This window comes from Kitasatospora sp. NPDC058406 (assembly GCF_042722765.1).
Classification (GTDB): Bacteria; Actinomycetota; Actinomycetes; order Streptomycetales; family Streptomycetaceae; genus Kitasatospora.
Genome location: NZ_JBHXKE010000182.1, coordinates 1 through 20,228 on the forward strand (window position 1 = coordinate 1; position 20,228 = coordinate 20,228).

A 20,228-nucleotide genomic window follows, 5' to 3' on the forward strand; every position below is an offset into this window, starting at 1 on the left:
CCTTCCGCACCGAACGTCCGCACCACCAGGCGCGATTCGGACCACGCCGCGTCGGCCAGCCACGACTGGAGCAGCACCAGCAACGCGGCAGCCCGGTCCCGGGCCGCACCCGCCGCCGTCGCATCCACCAACAGCACCGGCACCGGCGACGGCAACGCGTCACCGAGACGGATCACCGCACCCGGCACCTCGGCCGCCACCTCCTGCGAGGCCCACTCCACACCGAACAGCAGTCGGTCGGCGAGGCCGCCGAACTGACCGGCCGCGACCGGACGCAGCACGAGGCTCTCCACGGCCGCGACCGGACCACCCGACGAATCGGTGAACGTGAGCCGGACCGTGTCGGTACCGGGCGCGGGAGCGATCTCGACCCGGAGGCTCGTCCCGGCCGGGCCCGCGACCCGGACCCCGGAGAAGCCGAACGGCAACCGGACACCGCCGTCGACCGGGAGCGCGCCACCCGCGCCGATCGCGTGCAACGCCGCGTCGAACAGTGCCGGGTGCAGCGCGTACCCGGCGGTCGCGTGATCGAGCTCGACCTCGGCGAACACCTCCTCGCCGCGCTTCCAGACGCCCTTCAGACCCTGGAACGCCGGCCCGTACTCCAGCCCGGCGGCTGCCGCCGCCGGGTAGAAGCCGGCGACGTCGATCTCGTCCGCGCCCGCCGGCGGCCAGACCGCCGCCGCGGCGGCGGTGTCCGGGAACGGCTCGGCGGCGTCGCTCAGCGCACCCTCGGCGTTGAGCACCCACGCGGCGTCGTCCTCGTGCCGGGAGTGGATCGTCACCGCGCTGCGGCCGTCCTCGGGCGCGGCCAGGGTGACCCGGACCTGGGCCCCGTCCTGGCCCCCGAAGGTCAGCGGGGCCTGGAGCAGCAGTTCGTCCAGCACCGGGAGCCCGGCCTGCTCCCCGGCGGCGAGCGCCATCTCCACCAGTGCCGTGCCCGGGACGACCGTACGGCCGGAGACCGCATGGTCGGCCAGCCACGGGTGCGTACGGGTCGAGAGCCTTCCGGTGAAGACACTGTCACCGGAGGGAAGTTCGACCGCGGCGCCGACCAGCTGGTGCCCGGTGCCGACGAGGCCGAGGCCGACGGCGTCACCGGTGGAACCGGTCCGGGGCCGCGGCCAGTACCGGCGGTGCCGGAAGGCGTAGGTGGGCAGGTCGGCGCGCGGGCCGGTGCCGAGCACCGAGCCCCAGTCGACGTCCTGGCCCTCCACGAACAGCGCCCCGACTGCCGTGAGCAGCGCCATGACCTCGTCCCGGTCACGGCGCAGCGCGGCGACGGAGGTCAGCTCCGGACGCAGGTCGCCGATCAGCGCGGTGAGGACGCCGTCCGGGCCCAGTTCGAGCACACGGCCGGCGTCGAGAGCGGTGACGGCGTCGGCGAAGCGGACCGGCTCGCGGACCTGCCGGACCCAGTACTCCGGGTCCGACCACTGGCCGGGTGCCACCGCGGCGCCGGTCACCGTGGAGACCGCGGGGACCGCCGGGTCGGCGAAGCCGAGCGTCCCGACGATCGTGCGGAACTCGTCGAGCATCGGCTCCATCAGGCGGGAGTGGAACGCGTGGCTGGTCCGCAGGCGGTTGGTCTTCCAGCTCCGGTCCGCCGCGAGTCCGGCGATCCGCGCGATGTCGTCCTCGGCGCCCGACACGACCACGGCGTCCGGGCCGTTGACCGCCGCGATGTCGATGACCGGGTCCGCCTGGCGCACCTCGGCCTCCGAGGCCCCGACGGCCAGCATCGCCCCGCCCGCCGGGAGGGCCTGCATCAGCCGGCCCCGGGCGGCGACGAGCTTCGCCGCGTCGGCCAGGGTGAGGACCCCGGCGGCGTGGGCGGCGGTGATCTCACCGACCGAGTGACCGGCGACGACGTCCGGCTCCACGCCCCAGGAACGGACGAGGGCGAGCAGCGCCACCTCGACCGCGAAGATCGCCGGCTGCGCCCACTCCGTCCGGTCCAGCCGTTCCCGGTCCTCCAGGACCTCGTGCAGCGGGAGGCCGAGCGCGGCGCACACCTCGTCGAAGGACGCGGCGAACACCGGGAACGCCTCGTACAACTCCCGTCCCATACCGACCCGCTGGGACCCCTGACCGGTGAACACCACCGCCAGAGCGGCGCGGTGCGCCTCCCCGAACCGCGTCCCGGCCCCGGGTTCGTCGCCCGAACCGACGCCGGCCAACGCGCGGTCGAGCGCGGGGTGGTCGGTGGCGAGGAGCAGGGCGCGGTGCCTGAGGGCCGCTCGACCGGCGAGGGCCCGGCCCACCCGGTCCAGCGACAGGTCCGCCGTGTCGGCGGTGCGCAGGCGGGCGGCGTAGGCGTGCAGCGCGTCCGGGTCCGCCGCGCTGAGCACGATCGGGGTCACCGGAAGGCTCCGACCCGACGCGGCGGCCGGGGAACTCGGAGCCGCGGCTTCGAGGATGACGTGGGCGTTGGTGCCGCTGATGCCGAACGAGGACACCCCGGCCCGGCGCGGCCGGTCGGTCGCGGGCCAGTCGCGGGCCTCGGTCAGCAACTCCACCGCACCGGCGGACCAGTCCACCTGGGACGACGGCGCGTCCACGTGCAGCGTGCCGGGCAGCACGCCGTGCCGCATCGACTCCACCATCTTGATGATGCCCGCGACACCGGCCGCCGCCTGCGTGTGACCGAGGTTCGACTTCACCGAACCCAGCCACAGCGGCTCGTTCTCCGCACGGTCCTGGCCGTAGGTGGCGAGGAGCGCCTGGGCCTCGATCGGGTCACCGAGCGAGGTGCCCGTCCCGTGCGCCTCCACCGCGTCCACGTCCCGCGCCGACAGACCCGCCGACTCCAACGCCTGCCGGATCACCCGCTGCTGCGACGGACCGTTCGGCGCCGTCAGACCATTGGACGCACCGTCCTGGTTCACCGCACTGCCCCGCACCACCGCGAGAACCGGGTGACCCAGACGCTCGGCATCGGCCAGCCGCTCGACCAGCAGCATGCCGACACCCTCGCTCCACCCGGTGCCGTCCGCGCCCTCGGCGAAGGACTTGCACCGGCCGTCAGCGGCGAGGCCCCGCTGCCGCGAGAACCCGACAAAGGTGTTCGGCGTCGCCATCACGGTGACACCACCCGCCAGCGCCGCGTCACACTCCCCGCTGCGCAGCGCCTGCACCGCGAGGTGCAGAGCGACCAGCGAGGACGAGCACGCCGTGTCGACGGTGACCGCCGGGCCCTCCAGACCGAAGGTGTACGACACGCGGCCCGACGCGATGCTCCCGCCAGTGCCCATGAAGCCCTCGGCGCTGTCGTCCGAGGCCCCCAGCACCATCGAGTAGTCGTTGTACATCACGCCCGCGAACACGCCGGTCCGCGAACCGCGCAGGCCCAGCGGGTCGATCCCGGCCCGCTCGAACGCCTCCCACGACGTCTCCAGCAGCAGCCGGTGCTGCGGGTCCATCGCCAGCGCCTCGCGCGGCGAGATCCCGAACACCTCCGGGTCGAAGTCCCCCGCGCTGTAGAGGAATCCACCCTCCCGCGTGTACGAGGTACCCGGGTGATCGGGGTCCGGGTGGTACAGGTTCTCCACGTCCCAACCACGGTCCTCGGGGAAGAACCCGATCCCGTCCCGCCCGGACGCCACCAGCTCCCACAGGTCCTCCGGCGACGCGACGCCCCCGGGGTAACGGCACGCCATCCCCACGATCGCGATCGGCTCGTCGGCACGGAGCGCACGGACCGTCCGGCCCGTCGCGCCCGCCGGGGCGACGGCGTCGGCCCGTTCGACCGCTCCGGCGAGTTCGGCACCGAGGTGCGCTGCCAGGGCGAGCGTGTTCGGGTAGTCGAAGACCAGCGTGGACGGCAGTCGCAGGCCGGTCACGGCCATCAGGCGGTTGCGCAGGTCGACCGCGATGAGCGAGTCGAAGCCCAGCTCGCTGAAGGCGCGTTCGACCTCGACCGCCTCCGGGCCCGCGTAGTCGAGAACCGCGGCCACGTGGGTCCGGACCAGGTCGAGCACCGCCCGATCGCGCTGCGGCGCCGGCAGGCCGGCCAGCCGTAGGCCCAGGGCGGTGTCGGCCCGCTTGCGGACCGGCACCCGGACCAGGCTCGCCAGCAGCGGGGGCAACAACCCGGCCGCGGCGGCCTCGCGCAGCGGGGCCGTGTCGAGCGCCAGCGGCGCGACGGCCGCCCGGCCCGTACCCAGCGCGGCGTCGAAGGCCGCGAGCCCCTGCTCGGCGGTCAGCGGCAGGATGCCGCCCTGCCGGGCCCGGGCCAGCTCGGCTTCGCTGAGCCCGCCGGCCATACCCGCGTCCCACAGGCCCCAGGCCAGCGACGTCGCCGGTACGCCCTGCGACCGCAGCTCGGTCGCGTAGGCGTCCAGGAACGTGTTGGCCGCGGAGTAGTTGGCCTGGCCGGCGTTGCCGAACAGACCGGCCGCCGAGGAGTAGAGGACGAAGGCGCTGAGCGTCCGGCCCTCCGTCGCGGCGGCGAGGTTGCGCGCGGCGTCGACCTTGGAGCGCAGCACCGTGTCGAGGCGCTCGGGCGTCAGATCGGCGAGGAGGGCGTCGTCCAGCACACCGGCGGCGTGGATCACCGCGGTCACCGGCTCGCCCCGCAACGCCTCGGCCACCGCCCCGGCATCGGCCACGTCACAGGCCACCGCCCGCACCTTCGCCGAAGCGAGCTCCTCGACGAGTCCGGCATCCCCACCGGAGCGGGACAGCAACAGCAGGTCACGGACACCGTGGTTCTCGACCAGGTGCCGGGCTACCAGGGCACCGAGCGTGCCGGTCGCACCCGTCACCACCACCGTGCCGTCGCCGAACTCCACCGGCGCGGACGCGGAGCCCGTCACCCGCACCAGACGCGGCGCGGACACCACGCCCTCGCGCACCAGCGCCTGCGGCAGCGGATAGAACACGTCCTCAGCCGCGTCCACCAAGTGGAGCCGGTCCGGATGCTCGGCCTGCGCCGACCGCACCAGACCCCACAACGCGGCACCATCGGCGTCGGTGATCTCCGCGCCTTCCGCACCGAACGTCCGCACCACCAGGCGCGATTCGGACCACGCCGCGTCGGCCAGCCACGACTGGAGCAGCACCAGCAACCGGGCCGCCCGCTCCCGGGCCGCACCCGCCGCCGTCGCATCCACCAACAGCACCGGCACCGGCGACGGCAGCGCGTCACCGAGACGGATCACCGCACCCGGCACCTCACCCGCCACCTCCTGCGCGGCCCACTCCACCGCGTAGAGCAGCCGCTCGGCCGCAGCAGCTCCCGGGCGGACGGACGAGACCGGGCGCAGCACCAGGCCGTCGACCTCGGCGACCGGTGTGCCGGACGCGTCGGCGAGCAGCAGCCGTACGGTGTCGGCGCCTCCGGCCAGGGTCAGGTGCGCCCGAAGCCGCGTACCGGCCGGCCCGAAGGACCGGAAGCCGGTGACGGCGAACGGGAGCCGGACGTCGCCGTCGGTGAACAGGCCGCCGGCGGCGATCGCGTGCAGGACCGCGTCGAACAGTGCCGGGTGCAGCGCGTACCCGGCGGTCGCGTGATCGAGCTCGACCTCGGCGAACACCTCCTCACCGCGCTTCCAGACGCCCTTGAGGCCCTGGAACGCGGGGCCGTAGGCGAGCCCGCCGGCCGCTGTCTCCGGGTAGAAACCGGAGAGGTCCAGCGGGTCGGCGCCGGTCGGCGGCCAGGAGACCAGGTCCACCTCGGCGGGCGACCGCTCGTCCGCGGCGGCCAGCACGCCGGTGGCGTGCGTCGTCCAGGGGTCGTCGTCCTCGGCGCGGGCGTGCACCGACAGCGCGCGCCGGCCGTCGGCGTCGGGCGCGGCGACGGTGGCGCGGAGCTGGACACCACCGCGCTCGGGCAGCGGCAGCGGAGCCTGCAGCAGCAGTTCCTCCACGACCGGGGCACCGGCTCGCTCGCCGGCTGCGCGGGCCATCTCGGCCAGCGCGGTCCCCGGTACCAGCGGGCTGCCCTGCACGACGTGGTCGGCCAGCCACGGGTGGGTGCGCAACGACAGCAGGCCGGTGAGCAGCGTCGTCGCCGCGTCGGGGGCCTCGACGGCCGCTCCGAGCAGCGGGTGGCCGGTCTCGGCCAGCCCGAGGCCGATCGCGTCGCGGCTCGCGCCGGTCCGCGGCCGGGGCCAGTAGCGCCGGCGCTGGAAGGGGTAGGTGGGCAGCTCGACCCGGGGGGCGCCGGTGCCGTCGAACACGGCGGGCCAGTCGACCCGCTGGCCCCGTACGTACAGCTCGGCCAGCGCTGTCAGCAGCACGGCGGGCTCGTCCCGGTCCCTGCGCAGTCCGGCCACCGCCACGGCGTCCGGGCAGAGCACGCCCGCCAGGACGGCGAGCACGCTGTCCGGGCCGAGTTCCAGGATCCGGTCCGCGCCCAGGGCCACGGCCGCGTCGGCGAAGCGGACCGGGCGGCGGACTTGGTCGACCCAGTACTCGGGGTCCGACCACTGACCGGGCGTCACCGGAGTGCCGGTCACGGTCGAGACGGCGGGAAGTACCGGGTCGACGAGGCCGATCGTCTCCACGACCGTGCGGAACTCCGCCAGCATCGGCTCCATCAGCCGGGAGTGGAACGCGTGGCTGGTCCGCAGGCGGTTGGTCTTCCAGCCCCGCTCGGTCACCAGCTCGGCGATCGCCACGATGTCGTCCTCGGCACCGGAGACGACCACCGCGTCCGGCCCGTTGACCGCCGCGAGGTCGATGTCCGGGAACGCCTCCCGCACCTCGCCCTCCGACGCCCCGACGGCCAGCATCGCGCCGCCGGCCGGCAGCGCCTGCATCAGCCGGCCCCGCGCCGCCACCAGCTTCGCCGCATCCTTCAGCGTGAGGACCCCGGCGGCGTACGCGGCCGTGATCTCACCGACCGAGTGACCGGCCACGACATCCGGCGTGACACCCCACGAGCGGACCAACGCCAGCAGCGCCACCTCGACCGCGAAGATCGCCGGCTGCGCCCAGCCGGTCAGGTCCAGCCGTTCCCGGTCCTCCAGGACCTCGTGCAGCGGGAGGCCGAGCGCGGCGCCCACCTCGTCGAAGGACGCGGCGAACACCGGGAACGCCTCGTACAACTCCCGGCCCATACCGACCCGCTGGGACCCCTGGCCGGTGAACACCACCGCCAGTCGGCCGTGCCCGGCGACCCCGGTCAGCGGGTGGGATCCGGCGGCCACCGCCGCCAGGCCCTCGTCCAGGGCAGCCTGGTCGGCGGCCACGACGACCGCGCGGTGCCGCAGCGCCGCGCGCCGGGTCAGCGCCCGGGCCAGGCCCGTGACCGGTGCGTCCAGTCCGTAGAGCTGTTCGGCCTGGGCACGCAGCCCGGCCTCGTCGGCGGCGGTGAGGACGACGGGGGCCGCCGGCCGTGCACGCAGCGGCAACTCGTCCGACCCGGTGGCCGGTTCGGTGAGCGGCACGCCTTCGAGGATGACGTGGGCGTTGGTGCCGCTGATGCCGAACGAGGACACCCCGGCCCGGCGCGGCCGGCCGGTCGCGGGCCAGTCGCGGGCCTCGGTCAGCAGCTCCACCGCACCGGCGGACCAGTCCACCTGCGAGGACGGCTCGTCCACGTGCAGCGTGCCGGGCAGCACGCCGTGCCGCATCGACTCCACCATCTTGATGATGCCCGCGACACCGGCCGCCGCCTGGGTGTGCCCGAGGTTCGACTTCACCGAACCCAGCCACAGCGGCTCGCCGGAGCGGTCGCGCCCGTAGGTCGCCAGGAGGGCCTGGGCCTCGATCGGGTCGCCCAGCGGCGTGCCCGTCCCGTGGGCCTCCACCACGTCGACGTCGCCGGCGTCGAGCCGTGCGTTGGCCAGCGCCTGGCGGATCACCCGCTGCTGCGACGGACCGTTCGGCGCGGTCAGACCGTTGGACGCACCGTCCTGGTTCACCGCACTGCCCCGCACCACCGCCAGGACCGGGTGGCCCAGGCGCTCGGCATCGGCCAGCCGCTCCACGAGCAGCATGCCGACACCCTCGCCCCAGCCGGTGCCGTCGGCGCCGTCCGCGAAGGACTTGCACCGGCCGTCGGCCGCGAGACCGCGCTGCCGCGAGAACCCGACGAAGGTGTTCGGGGTACCCATGACGGTCACGCCGCCGGCCAGCGCCGCGTCACACTCCCCGCTGCGCAGCGCCTGCACCGCGAGGTGCAGAGCGACCAGCGAGGACGAGCACGCCGTGTCGACGGTGACCGCCGGGCCCTCCAGGCCGAAGGTGTACGACACCCGGCCCGACGCGATGCTCCCGCCGGTGCCCATGAAGCCCTCGGCACTGTCGTCCGAGGCCCCCAGCACCATCGAGTAGTCGTTGTACATGACACCGGCGAACACTCCGGTCCGCGAACCACGCAGCCCCAGCGGGTCGATACCCGCCCGCTCGAACGCCTCCCACGACGTCTCCAGCAGCAGCCGGTGCTGCGGGTCCATCGCCAGCGCCTCGCGCGGCGAGATCCCGAACACCTCCGGATCGAAGTCCCCCGCGCTGTAGAGGAATCCACCCTCCCGCGTGTACGACGTACCGGGGTGGTCCGGGTCGGGGTGGTACAGGTTCTCCACGTCCCAGCCACGGTCCTCGGGGAAGAACCCGATCCCGTCCCGCCCGGACGCCACCAGCTCCCACAGGTCCTCCGGCGACGCGACGCCCCCGGGGAACCGGCACGCCATCCCCACGATCGCGATCGGCTCGTCCGAGGCGACCGCGGCGGTCACCACCGGGGCCGCCGCCGCGACCGCCCCGGCGAGTTCGTCGGCCAGGTACGCGGCGAGTGCGACGACGTTCGGGTAGTCGAAGACCAGCGTGGAGGAGAGCCGCAGTCCGGTCACCGCGTTGAGCCGGTTGCGCAGTTCGACGGCGGTCAGCGAGTCGAAGCCCAGCTCGCTGAACGGCAGGTCCGCGGCGACCGCCGACCCGTCGGCGTGGCCGAGGACCGCGGCCACGTGTGTGCGGACCAGGTCGAGGCCGACCCGCTCGCGTTCGGCCTCCGCCAGCCCGGCCAGGCGGGCGGCAAACCCGCCGCCCGCCGTGGCCGCCGCGGGCCGTCCCGGCGCCGGCACCAGCCCGCGCAGCAGCGGCGGCACCCAGGGCCGGGTCCGCAGCGCGGCCAGGTCGAGCCCGAGCGGCACGACGGCCGCGCGGTCGGCGGCCAGCGCGGCGTCGAACGCGGCGAGGCCCTGCTCGGCACCGAGCGGCACGATGCCGCCCTGCCGGGCCCTCGCGCGTTCGGCGTCGCTGAGCCCGCTGCCCATCCCGGCGTCCCACAGGCCCCAGGCGAGCGAGGTGGCCGGGACGCCCTGCGACCGCAGTTCGGCGGCGTAGGCGTCCAGGAAGGCGTTGGCGGCGGCGTAGTTGGCCTGGCCGGGACCGCCGAACAGGCCGGCGGCCGAGGAGTACAGCACGAACGCCGTCAGGGGCCGGTCGGCCGTGGCGGCGCGCAGGTTGGCGGCGGCGTCCACCTTGGCGCGGAACACCGTCCGCAGCCGCTCCGGGGTGAGGTCGGCGAGGAGCGCGTCGTCGAGCACGCCGGCGGCGTGGATCACCGCGGTGACCGGCTCGTCCCGCAGGACCTCGGCGACGGCGTCGGCGTCGGCCAGGTCGCACGCGGCCGACCGTACGGTCACGCCGTCGAGGTCGAGGTCGGGGTCGGCGGCCCCGCCGGACCGGGAGAGCAGCAGCAGGTCACGGACGCCGTGCGTCTGCAGCAGGTGCCGGACGAGCAGTCGCCCGAGGGTGCCGGTGGCACCGGTGACGACCACGAGGCCGTCGCCGAGGTCCGCCGTGCCCGACGCCCGGATCCGGGCCAGGCGCGGCACGCGGACGACGCCGTCGCGGACCAGGGCCTCCGGCAGCGGATAGAACACGTCCTCGGCCGCGTCCACCAGATGGAGCCGGTCCGGGTGTTCGGCCTGCGCCGACCGCACCAGACCCCACAGCGCGGCGCCGTCGGCGTCGGTGATCTCCTCGCCGACCGCGCCCGACGTCCGCACGACGAGCCGGGAGTCGGCCCGGGCCGGGTCGGCGAACCAGGTCTGCAGCAGGGTGAGCAGGGCGGCTGCGCGCTCACCCGCCGCGCCGGGCGCGGTCGCGTCGACCGTCACCACCGGGGCGGGGGCGGGCAGCGCGGCGCCGAGCGGGATCGTGACACGGGGCTCCGCGGACACCTCGGTCTCCTCCGGCACCCACTCCACGCCGTAGAGGAGCCGGTCGGCGGCCGAGAGCTGGACCCCGGAGACCGGCCGGAGCGTCAGCTGCTCGACCTCGGCGACCGGCAGGCCGGACTCGTCGGCCAGTGCCACCCGCACGCTGTCGGGGCGCGTCCCGGGGGTGAGCCGCACCCGCAGGACCGTTCCGGCCTCGCCGGAGATCCGCACGCCCGCGAACTCGAAGGGCAGGCGGACGCCGTGCTCGGGCAGCAGCCCGCCGGCTCCGACGGCGTGCAGGGCGGCGTCGAAGAGCGCCGGGTGCAGCGCGTATCCGGCGACCGCCTCCTCGGTGCCGACCTCGGCCAGCACCTCCGTGCCGTGCCGCCAGACCTTGCGCAGGCCCCGGAAGGCGGGCCCGTAGGCCATTCCGGTGGCGGCCAGCGCCGGGTAGAAGTCCTCGACCGGTACCGGCTCGGCTCCGGCCGGCGGCCAGACGACCAGTCCGGGGTCGGCCGGCTCCTCGCCCTGGGCGGTGAGCGAACCGGTCGCGTGGACGGTCCACGGCTCGGTCTCGTCGGCACGGGCGTGCAGCGTGACCTGGTGCCGTCCGTCGTCCGCACCGGCCGCGACCGTGACGCGCACCTGGACGCCGCCGCCCGCCGTCAGGGTCAGCGGGGTCCGCAGGACCAGTTCCTCCAGCGCCGGGGCGCCCGCCCGGTCGCCGGCGGCCAGCGCCATCTCGACCAGCGCGGTACCGGGCACCACGACCCGGTCGAGCACGACGTGGTCGGCCAGCCAGGGGTGGGTGGCCACCGAGAGCCGGCCGGTGAGCACGGTGGTCGGCGAGTCGGGCAGTTCCACCGCCGCGCCGAGCAGGGCGTGGCCGGTGCCGACCAGGCCGAGGCCGGCCGGGTCGGTCACGTGCAGCCCGCGGCGCGGGCGGGGCCAGTAGGTGACGTGCTGGAAGGCGTAGGTGGGCAGTTCGAGCCGGGTCGCGCCGGTACCGGCGAAGACCGCCGCCCAGTCCACCGCGACGCCGACCGTGAACAGCCGCCCGAGCGCGGTGAGCAGCGTCTCGGACTCCTCGCGGTCGCGGCGCAGGGCCGCGACGGCGGTCAGCTCGGGGCGGGTGTCCTGCACGAGTGCGGTGAGGACGCCGTCGGGGCCGAGTTCGAGGACCCGGTCGGCGTCGAGGGCGGTGACGGCGTCGGCGAAGCGGACCGGGCGGCGGACCTGGTCGACCCAGTACTCCGGGTCCGACCACTCCCCCTCGGAGACGGCGGCGCCCGTGACGGTGGAGACCGCGGCCAGGCGGGGTGCACCGAACCGCAGGCTCCGGACGACCTCCGCGAACTCGTCGAGCATCGGCTCCATCAGCCGGGAGTGGAACGCGTGACTGGTCCGCAGCCGCGACGTCTTCCAGCCCCGCTCGGCAGCGAGTTCGGCGATCCGCACGATCTCGTCCTCGGCGCCCGACACGACCACCGCGGCCGGCCCGTTGACCGCAGCCAGGTCGATGTCCGGGAACGCCCCGCACACCTTCGCCTCCGACGCCCCGACCGCCAGCATCGCCCCACCCGACGGCAGCGCCTGCATCAACCGGCCCCGCGCCGCCACCAGCTTCGCCGCATCCGCCAGGGAGAGGACCCCGGCGGCGTACGCGGCCGTGATCTCACCCACCGAGTGACCCGCCACGACATCCGGCGTCACACCCCACGAACGGACCAGCGCCAGCAGCGCCACCTCCACCGCGAAGATCGCCGGCTGCGCCGAACCCGTCCGGTCCAGCGACTCCGCGTCCAGCCCGTGCAGCCTCAGCCCCAGCGCCTCGCACGCCTCGTCATAGGCGGTCGCGAACACCGGGAAGGTGTCGTACAACCCGCGACCCATCCCGACCCGCTGCGACCCCTGACCGGTGAACACCACCGCCAGCCGGCCCTCGGCGGCGACGCCTCCGCTCCGCACGCCGTCGGCGAGGTCGAGCAGCTCCGTCACGGTCTGGTCGCCGGTGCGTGCCAGCACCACCGCCCGGTGCGGCAGCGCCGCCCGGCCGGCCAGCGAGTGGCCGACGTCCAGCAGCCGCGCGGTGGGGCGCGTGTCGAGGAAGTCCAGCATCCGGGCGGCCTGGCCCGCCAGGCCGGCGGCGTCGTGCCCGGAGAGCACCAGCGGTACGACGGGCAGCGGGCGGCCGGCCTGCGGCTCCTCCGCCTGGGCGGCGGGGGCCTCCTCGAGGATGATGTGGGCGTTGGTGCCGCTGATGCCGAACGAGGAGACCCCGGCCCGGCGCGGGTGCGCGGCGCGCGGCCAGGGACGGCCCTCGGCGAGCAGCTCCACCGCTCCGGCCGCCCAGTCGACCTGGGGGGAGGGCCGGTCGACGTGCAGCGTGCGGGGCAGCACGCCGTAGTGCATGGCCAGCACCATCTTGATGACGCCGGCGACGCCGGCCGCGGCCTGGGTGTGCCCGATGTTCGACTTGACCGAGCCGAGCCAGAGCGGCACGCCCCCGGTCCGGTCCTGGCCGTAGGTGGCCAGCAGGGCCTGGGCCTCGATCGGGTCGCCGAGGGAGGTGCCGGTGCCGTGGGCCTCGACCGCGTCGACCCCGGCGGGGGTCAGCCCGGCGGTGGCGAGGGCCTGGCGGATGACGCGCTGCTGGGAGGGGCCGTTGGGCGCGGTGATGCCGTTGCTGGCACCGTCCTGGTTGACGGCGCTGCCGCGGAGCACGGCGAGCACCGGGTGGCCGGCCCGGCGGGCGTCGGAGAGCCGTTCGAGCAGGGCGACGCCCGCGCCCTCGCCCCAGCCGGTGCCGTCACCGGCGGCGGCGAAGGCCTTGCACCGGCCGTCGGCGGCGAGGCCGCGCTGCCGGCTGAACTCGACGAAGGCGCCCGGGGTCGCCATGACGGTGACGCCACCGGCCAACGCGAGGTCGCACTCGCCGGAGCGCAGCGCCTGGGCGGCGAGGTGCAGGGCGACCAGGGAGGAGGAGCAGGCGGTGTCGACGGTGATCGCCGGGCCCTCGAACCCGAAGGTGTAGGAGACCCGGCCGGAGACCAGGCTGCCGGCGCTGGCCGCCCCGGCGTAGCCCTCGGCTCCGGCGCTGGCCTGGCGCAGCAGCGTGCCGTAGTCGCTGTAGAGGACGCCGGCGAACACGCCGGTCCGGCTGCCGCGCAGCGCGGTCGGGTCGATGCCGGCGCGCTCCAGCGCCTCCCAGGAGGTCTCCAGCATCAGTCGCTGCTGCGGGTCCATGGTGACGGCCTCGCGCGGGCTGATGCCGAAGAACCCGGCGTCGAACCGGCCGGCCCCGGCGAGGAACCCGCCCTCGTCGACGTAGGAGGTGCCGGGGTGGTCCGGGTCGGGGTGGTAGAGCGAGTCGAGGTCCCAGCCGCGGTCGTCGGGGAAGCCGGAGACGCCGTCCCGGCTGTCGGCGAGCAGCCGCCAGAACGCCTCGGGGGTGTCCGCCCCGCCGGGGAGGCGGCAGCCCAGGCCGACGATGACGACGGGGTCGTCGAGGTCGGTCCCGGCGGGCCGGGACGTGACGGCAGTGGCCGGGACGGCCTGCTCGGCCAGCGCGCCGACCAGTTCGCCGCGCAGGAAGGCGACCAGCGCCTGCGGGGTCGGGTAGTCGAAGGTGAGCGTCGCCGGCAGGCGCAGCGCGGTGGCGGCGTTGAGCCGGTTGCGCAGTTCGACGGCGGTCAGCGAGTCGAAGCCCAGCTCGCTGAAGGCCCGGCCGGCCGGGACGGCGTCACCGGAGCCGTGGCCGAGCACCGCGGCGACCTGGGTGCGGACCAGGTCGAGGAGCAGCCGGTCCTGGTCGGCGGGGGCCAGCTCGGCGAGGCGCTGGAGCAGGGAGGCGGCGGTGGCGCCGGTGGCGGCGCGCCGGACGTTCTCGCGGACCATGCCGCGCAGCAGCGGGGGCAGGCCGGCGTCGCCCTGGCGGGCGCGCAGCACGGTGTGGTCGATCCGGATCGGCACCAGCAGCGGATGCTCGGAGTCGAGGGCGGTGTCGAACAGGCCGAGGGCCTCGGGGACCGCCAGCGGTGCGATGCCGCCGCGGCTGAGCCGCCGGCGGTCGACCTCCGACAGGTTCTGGGCCATGCCGGCGTCGGTGTCCCAGGCGCCCCAGGCGAGCGAGGTGCCGGGCAGGCCGCGGCTGCGGCGGGCGGCGGCGAAGGCGTCGAGGAACGCGTTGGCGGCGGCGTAGTTGCCCTGTCCCGGGGTGCCGAACAGGCCGGCGACCGAGGAGTACAGGACGAACGCGTCGAGGTCGGCGCCGGCGGTGGCCTCGTGCAGGTTGACCACCGCGTCGACCTTGGCGCGGAGCACCGCGTCGAGCCGGTCGGGGGTCAGTGCGGTGAGCACGGTGTCGTCCAGGACGCCCGCGACGTGCACGACGGCACGGACGTCCACGCCGTCGAGCACCCGGTCGAGGTCGGTGCGGTCGGCGACGTCGCAGCGGACCAGCCGGACCCTCGCGCCGGCGTCGGTCAGCTCGGACCACAGGTCGGCGGCGCCGGGCGCGTCGGTGCCGCTGCGGCTGAGCAGCAGCAGGTCGCGGACGCCCCGGGTGTGCACGAGGTGGCGGACGAGCAGCCGGCCGAGCGTGCCGGTGGCGCCGGTGACGACCGTGGTCCCGCTCTCGCGGGCCTGGCGGGGCATCACCAGGACGTTCTTGCCGATGTGCTTGGCCTGACTGACGAAGCGGAACGCGTCGCGGGCCTGCCGGACGTCCCACGCGCGCACCGGGGGCAGCCGCAGCTCGCCGGCGTCGAACAGCGCGAGGATCTCGGTGAGCATCGCGCCGATCCGGTCCGGGCCGGCCTCGAAGAGGTCGAACGGCCGGTAGCGGACGCCGGGGTGGTCGGCGGCGAGGAGGGCCGGGTCGCGCAGGTCGGTCTTGCCCATCTCCAGGAACCGGCCGCCGGCCGGCAGCAGGGTCAGGGACGCGTCGATGAGCTCGTTGGCCAGGGAGTTGAGCACGACGTCGGCGCCCCGGCCGCCGGTGGCGCGGGCGAACTCCGCGGCGAACGCGGTGGTGCGGGAGGAGGCGATGTCCTCGTCGGGCAGGCCGAGGGCGCGCAGGGCGTCCCACTTGGCAGGGCTCGCGGTGGCCAGGACCCGGGCGCCGAGGTGCCGGGCGATCTGGATCGCGGCGGTGCCGACGCCACCGGCGCCGGCGTGCACCAGCACGGTCTCGCCGGGTTGCACGTCGGCCAGGTCGACCAGCGCGTAGTAGGCGGTGAGGTAGGCCATCGGCACGGCGGCGGCCTCGGCGAACGTCCAGTCGGACGGGATCCGGGCCAGGAGCCGCCCGTCGGTGACCGCGACCGGGCCGAAGCCCCCGGCGAACGCGCCCATGACCCGGTCGCCCGGGGCGAGGTCCGGCCCGTCCGGGCCGACCTCCAGGACGACGCCGGCGCCCTCGCTGCCGAGGTCGAGCGGGTTGTCGCTGGGGTGGACGCCGAGGGCGATCAGCACGTCGCGGAAGTTCAGGCCGGCGGCGCGGACGGCGACCCGCACCATGCCCGGCTCCAGCGGACTCTCGGGCGCGGGGCAGGCGACCAGCCGTAGCTGGTCCAGGGTGTCGCCGCCGGCGGCCTTCTCCAGCCGCCAGGCGGGCGCGTCGGGCGGGGTCATCGCCGGGTCGGGCAGGATGCGGGCCAGCCGGGGCGCGGCGACGGCGCCGCCCCGGACCAGGGCCTGCGGGACGTCACCGGCGGAGACCAGGGCGGGAAGGGCGGCCCAGGACGCCGCGCTGCCGTCGACGTCGGCCAGGACGATCCTGGCCGGGTACTCGGACTGGGCGGAGCGGACCAGGCCCCAGACGGCGGCGTGCGCGAGGTCGGTGGGCTCCTCGCCGGGGCCGCCGGCGACGGCGCCGGTGGTGGTGACGACCAGCGTGGTCCCGGCGTACCGCTCGTCGCCGATCCACTCCTGGAGCGCGGCCAGCACCCGCCGGGTGGCGGTGCGGACGCGGGCGGCCGGACCGGCCGGGTCGTCGTGGTCGGCGTGCCCGGGCGGGCAGTCCAGCAGCAGGACGGCCGGCGGGTCGGCCGGGGCGTCCGGGCCGGCCAGCGGCAGGCCGGTGTCCCGGACGGCTCCGAGGGCCGCCCAGCCGGTCGGGGCCGGGGTCTCCTCCAGCCGGCGTTCGACCCAGTCGACGCCGAACAGCGAGCGGGGTGCCTGGCGCGGCCCGACCGCGAGCGGGCCGGCGGCGACCGGCCGCATGACCATCGAGCCGATGGTCACGACGGGGGCACCGGTGCCGTCCGCGGCGAGGAGCGCGACCCGGTCGGTGCCGGACGGGGTGAGCCGGACGCGCAGCGCGGTGGCGCCGACGGCGTGCACGGCGAGGTCGGTGAAGGCGAACGCCATCCGGGCCGAGCCGTCGGCGCCGGCCCCGGCGAGGGCCGCGCCGTGCATCGCGGCGTCCAGCAGGGCGGGGTGGAGCTGGAAGCGGGCGGCCTGGCCGGTCTCGGACTCCGGCAGGGTCACCTCGGCGTAGACGTCGTCGCCGAGCCGCCAGGCGGCGGTCAGGCCCTGGAACGCCGGCCCGTAGCCGAAGCCGGCGCCGGACAGCCGTTCGTAGAAGCCGTCGACCGGCAGGCGGGTGGCGCCGGCCGGCGGCCAGACGTCCAGGTCGTCCGGCGGGGTCTGCGGGCCGGCGGGGGCGAGGTACCCGGTGGCGTGCAGCGTCCACGGCTCGTCGGGCAGCGCGTCCTCGCGGCGGGAGTGGACGCCGACGGTGCGCCGGCCGCTCTCGTCGGCGGCGCCGGTGACGACCTGCAGCGCGACGCCCCCGGACGCGGGGACGGTGAGCGCGGCCTGGACGGTGAGCTCCTCCAGCACCGGCGTGTCGACCTGTTCGCCGGCCCGCAGCGCCAGTTCGACCATCGCGGTGCCGGGCAGGACGGCGGTGCCGAGCACGGCGTGGTCGGCGAGCCAGGGGTGGGTCTGGACGGCGATCCGCCCGGTGAAGACGCTGCCGTCGCCGTCGGCGAGGGTCAGCACCGCGCCGAGCAGCGGGTGCCCGGTCGCGGTCAGCCCCAGTCCGGCGGCGTCGACGGTGACCAGGTCGGCCGGTGAGGGCCAGTACAGCTCCTGCCGGAACGGGTAGGTGGGCAGGTCGAGCGGCTCGGCGGGGCGCACGGGGTGCAGGGCCGACCAGGTCACGGCGGAGCCCGCGGCGTGGATCCTGGCCAGGGCGGTGAGGAACGCCGTGACCTCGTCGCGGTCCCGGTGCAGCGCGGCGACGCACGCCCCGGCCTCCGGCAGCGTCTCCGCGGCCATCGCGGCCAGCACGGTGTCGGGGCCGAGTTCCAGGTAGCGGCCGGCGCCCAGGGCGTCCAGCGCCCGGACGGCGTCGGCGAAGCGGACGGGGCTGCGCACCTGGTCGACCCAGTACTGCGGGTCGCTCCACTGGCCGACGGCGACCGGGCGGCCGGTCACGGCGGACACCGCCGCGAGGGTGGGTTCGGCGAAGTCGAGGCCGCGGACCACCGCACCGAACTCGGCGAGCATCGGCTCCATGAGCCGGGAGTGGAACGCGTGGCTGGTGTTGAGCCTGCTGGTCTTCCAGCCGGCGGCGCGGGCCTTCTCGGCGAACCGGTCGACCGCGGCCTCGGGGCCGGAGAGCACGACGGCGGACGGACCGTTGACGGCGGCGATGTCGAGGTCGTCGGGGCCGGCCGCCCGGACGGCGTCCTCGGTGGCGCGGACGGCGAGCATGGCGCCGCCGGACGGCAGCGCCTGCATCAGCCGGCCGCGGGCGACGACCAGGGCGGCGGCGTCGTCCAGGGAGAGCACGCCGGCGGCGTGGGCGGCGGCGATCTCGCCGACCGAGTGGCCGGCGACGATCTCGGGCTCCAGGCCGAGGCCGCGGACGGTCTCCAGCAGGGCGACCTCGACGGCGAACAGCGCCGGCTGGGCGTAGCCGGTCCGGTGCAGGAGGTCGCTGTCGAGGACGTCCCGCAGCGGGAGGTCCCCGGGCTGCCGGACGAGGTGGCGGTCGAGGGCGGCGGCGACGGTGTCGAACGCCTCCGCGTACCGGGGGAACCGCTCGGCGAGCCGGCGGCCCATGGCGGTCCGCTGGGCGCCCTGGCCGGTGAAGAGGAAGGCGAGCTTGCCCTCGGCCGGCTCGCCGGTGACCAGGCCGGAGCCGGGCTCGCCGACGGCGAGGGCGGCGAGGCCGCTCAGGAGCGACTCCCGGTCGTCGGCGAGCAGCACGGCGCGGTGCTCCAGCGCGGCGCGGCCGGTCGCCAGGGCGTGGCCCAGGTCGGCGATCCGCACCCGGGGCCGGTCCTCGACGAAGGTGTAGAGCTGCCGGGCCTGCGCGCGCAGGGCGTCGGCGTCCCGGGCGGACAGCACCACGGGGGCCGGCAGCAGCGGGGCCGGCCCGGACGGGGCCGGCTGCTCCGCGGCCGCGCCGGCCCCGTCCGCGTCGTCCGCGCCGTCCGTGTCGGTCCCGGCCTCGGTCGGCGCGGGCGGCTCCTCGATGATCATGTGGACGTTGGTGCCGCTGACCCCGAACGAGGAGACACCGGCCCGGCGGGGGGTGTCCCGGCGGGGCCAGGGGAGGGCCTCGGTGAGCAGTTCGACGTCACCGGCCGCCCAGTCGACGTGCGGGCTGGGCTCGTCCAGGTGCAGCGACTTCGGCATGGTCTCGTGCCGCATCGCCAGCACGGCCTTCATCACACCGGCGACGCCCGCGGCGGCCTGGGTGTGGCCGATGTTCGACTTGACCGAGCCCAGCCGGGCCGGGCGGCCGGCGGTGCGGTCCTGCCCGTAGGTGGCGAGCACGGCCTGGGCCTCGATCGGGTCGCCCAACCGGGTGCCGGTGCCGTGCGCCTCGATCAGGTCGACGTCGTCGACCGAGAGCCCGGCGTTGGCCAGCGCCTGCCGGATGACGCGCTGCTGGGAGGGGCCGTTGGGAGCGGCGATGCCGTTGCTGGCGCCGTCCTGGTTGACGGCGCTGCCCCGGATGACGCCGACGACGGGGTGGCCGAGCCGCCGGGCCCGGGAGAGCCGCTCCAGCAGCAGCAGGCCGACGCCCTCGGAGAGCCCGATGCCGTCGGCCTCGGCGGAGAACGCCTTGCAGCGGCCGTCGGCGGCCAGACCGCGCTGGCGGCCGAACTCGGTGAACGCGCCCGGGGTGGCCATCACGGTCACGCCGCCGGCCAGCGCCATCGTGCACTCGTCGGCGCGCAGGGCCTGCGCGGCGAGGTGGATGGCGACCAGCGACGAGGAGCAGGCGGTGTCGATCGTGACGGCGGGGCCTTCGAGGCCGAGCGTGTAGGACACCCGGCCGGAGAGGACGGCCGCGGTGGTGCCCGTGATCAGGAAGCCCTCGGCCGCCTGCACGCTGCCGCCGATGAGCCGGACGTAGTCCTGCGTGTTGGAGCCGATGAACACGCCGGTACGACTGCCGCGCAGCGTGGTCGGGTCCACCCCCGCCCGCTCCAGGGCCTCCCAGGACGCTTCGAGCACCTGCCGCTGCTGCGGGTCCATCGACAGCGCCTCGCGCGGGCTGATGTCGAAGAACGCCGCGTCGAACTCGCCGGCCCCGTCCAGGAAGCCGCCCTCGGAGGACCGCCCGTCGGTGGTCCCGGAGCCCTCGTCGTAGGCGTCGTCGAGGTCCCAGCCGCGGTCCGCGGGCGGGCGGCCGATGGCGTCGGCGCCGGCGTTCACCAGCCGCCACAGGTCGTCGGGGCTACGGACGCCGGCCGGGTAGCGGCAGCTCATGGCCACGATCGCGATCGGCTCCCGATCGGCGGACTCAGCCTTGTGGAGCCGCTCACGGGTCTGGTGCAGATCCGCCGTGACCCGCTTGAGATAGTCGAGGAGCTTCTCTTGAGCCACCAACTCAGGCCTCACCAAGTTCGGTTCGCGCGGAGCGCGGGGAAGCGATGCGGGGGACCGCCGAAGCGCGTGTCCGCACTCCTGCCAGCCTGGGCCGAACGTAGGCCGCCTCCCGGGCGGCGGCCTACCCCTACCCCTCCCCTGCCGGGACCGGGGTGCCCGGGGACCGGGGTGCCCTGGGACCGGGGTGCGGGCCCGACCCCGGACGCGCGCGGGCCGCGCCCCCGGAGTTCCGGGGGGGGCCGCCCGCGACACGTC

General features: G+C 75.9%; 1 protein-coding gene. It reads right to left on the reverse strand.

The window, feature by feature from the left end; translation table 11 throughout:
- Positions 1–19,970: SDR family NAD(P)-dependent oxidoreductase (locus ACFWOG_RS29095; protein ID WP_380361765.1), on the reverse strand; the 19,970-nt coding region annotated here is incomplete at its 3' end.
- Positions 19,971–20,228: the final 258 nt, after the last annotated feature.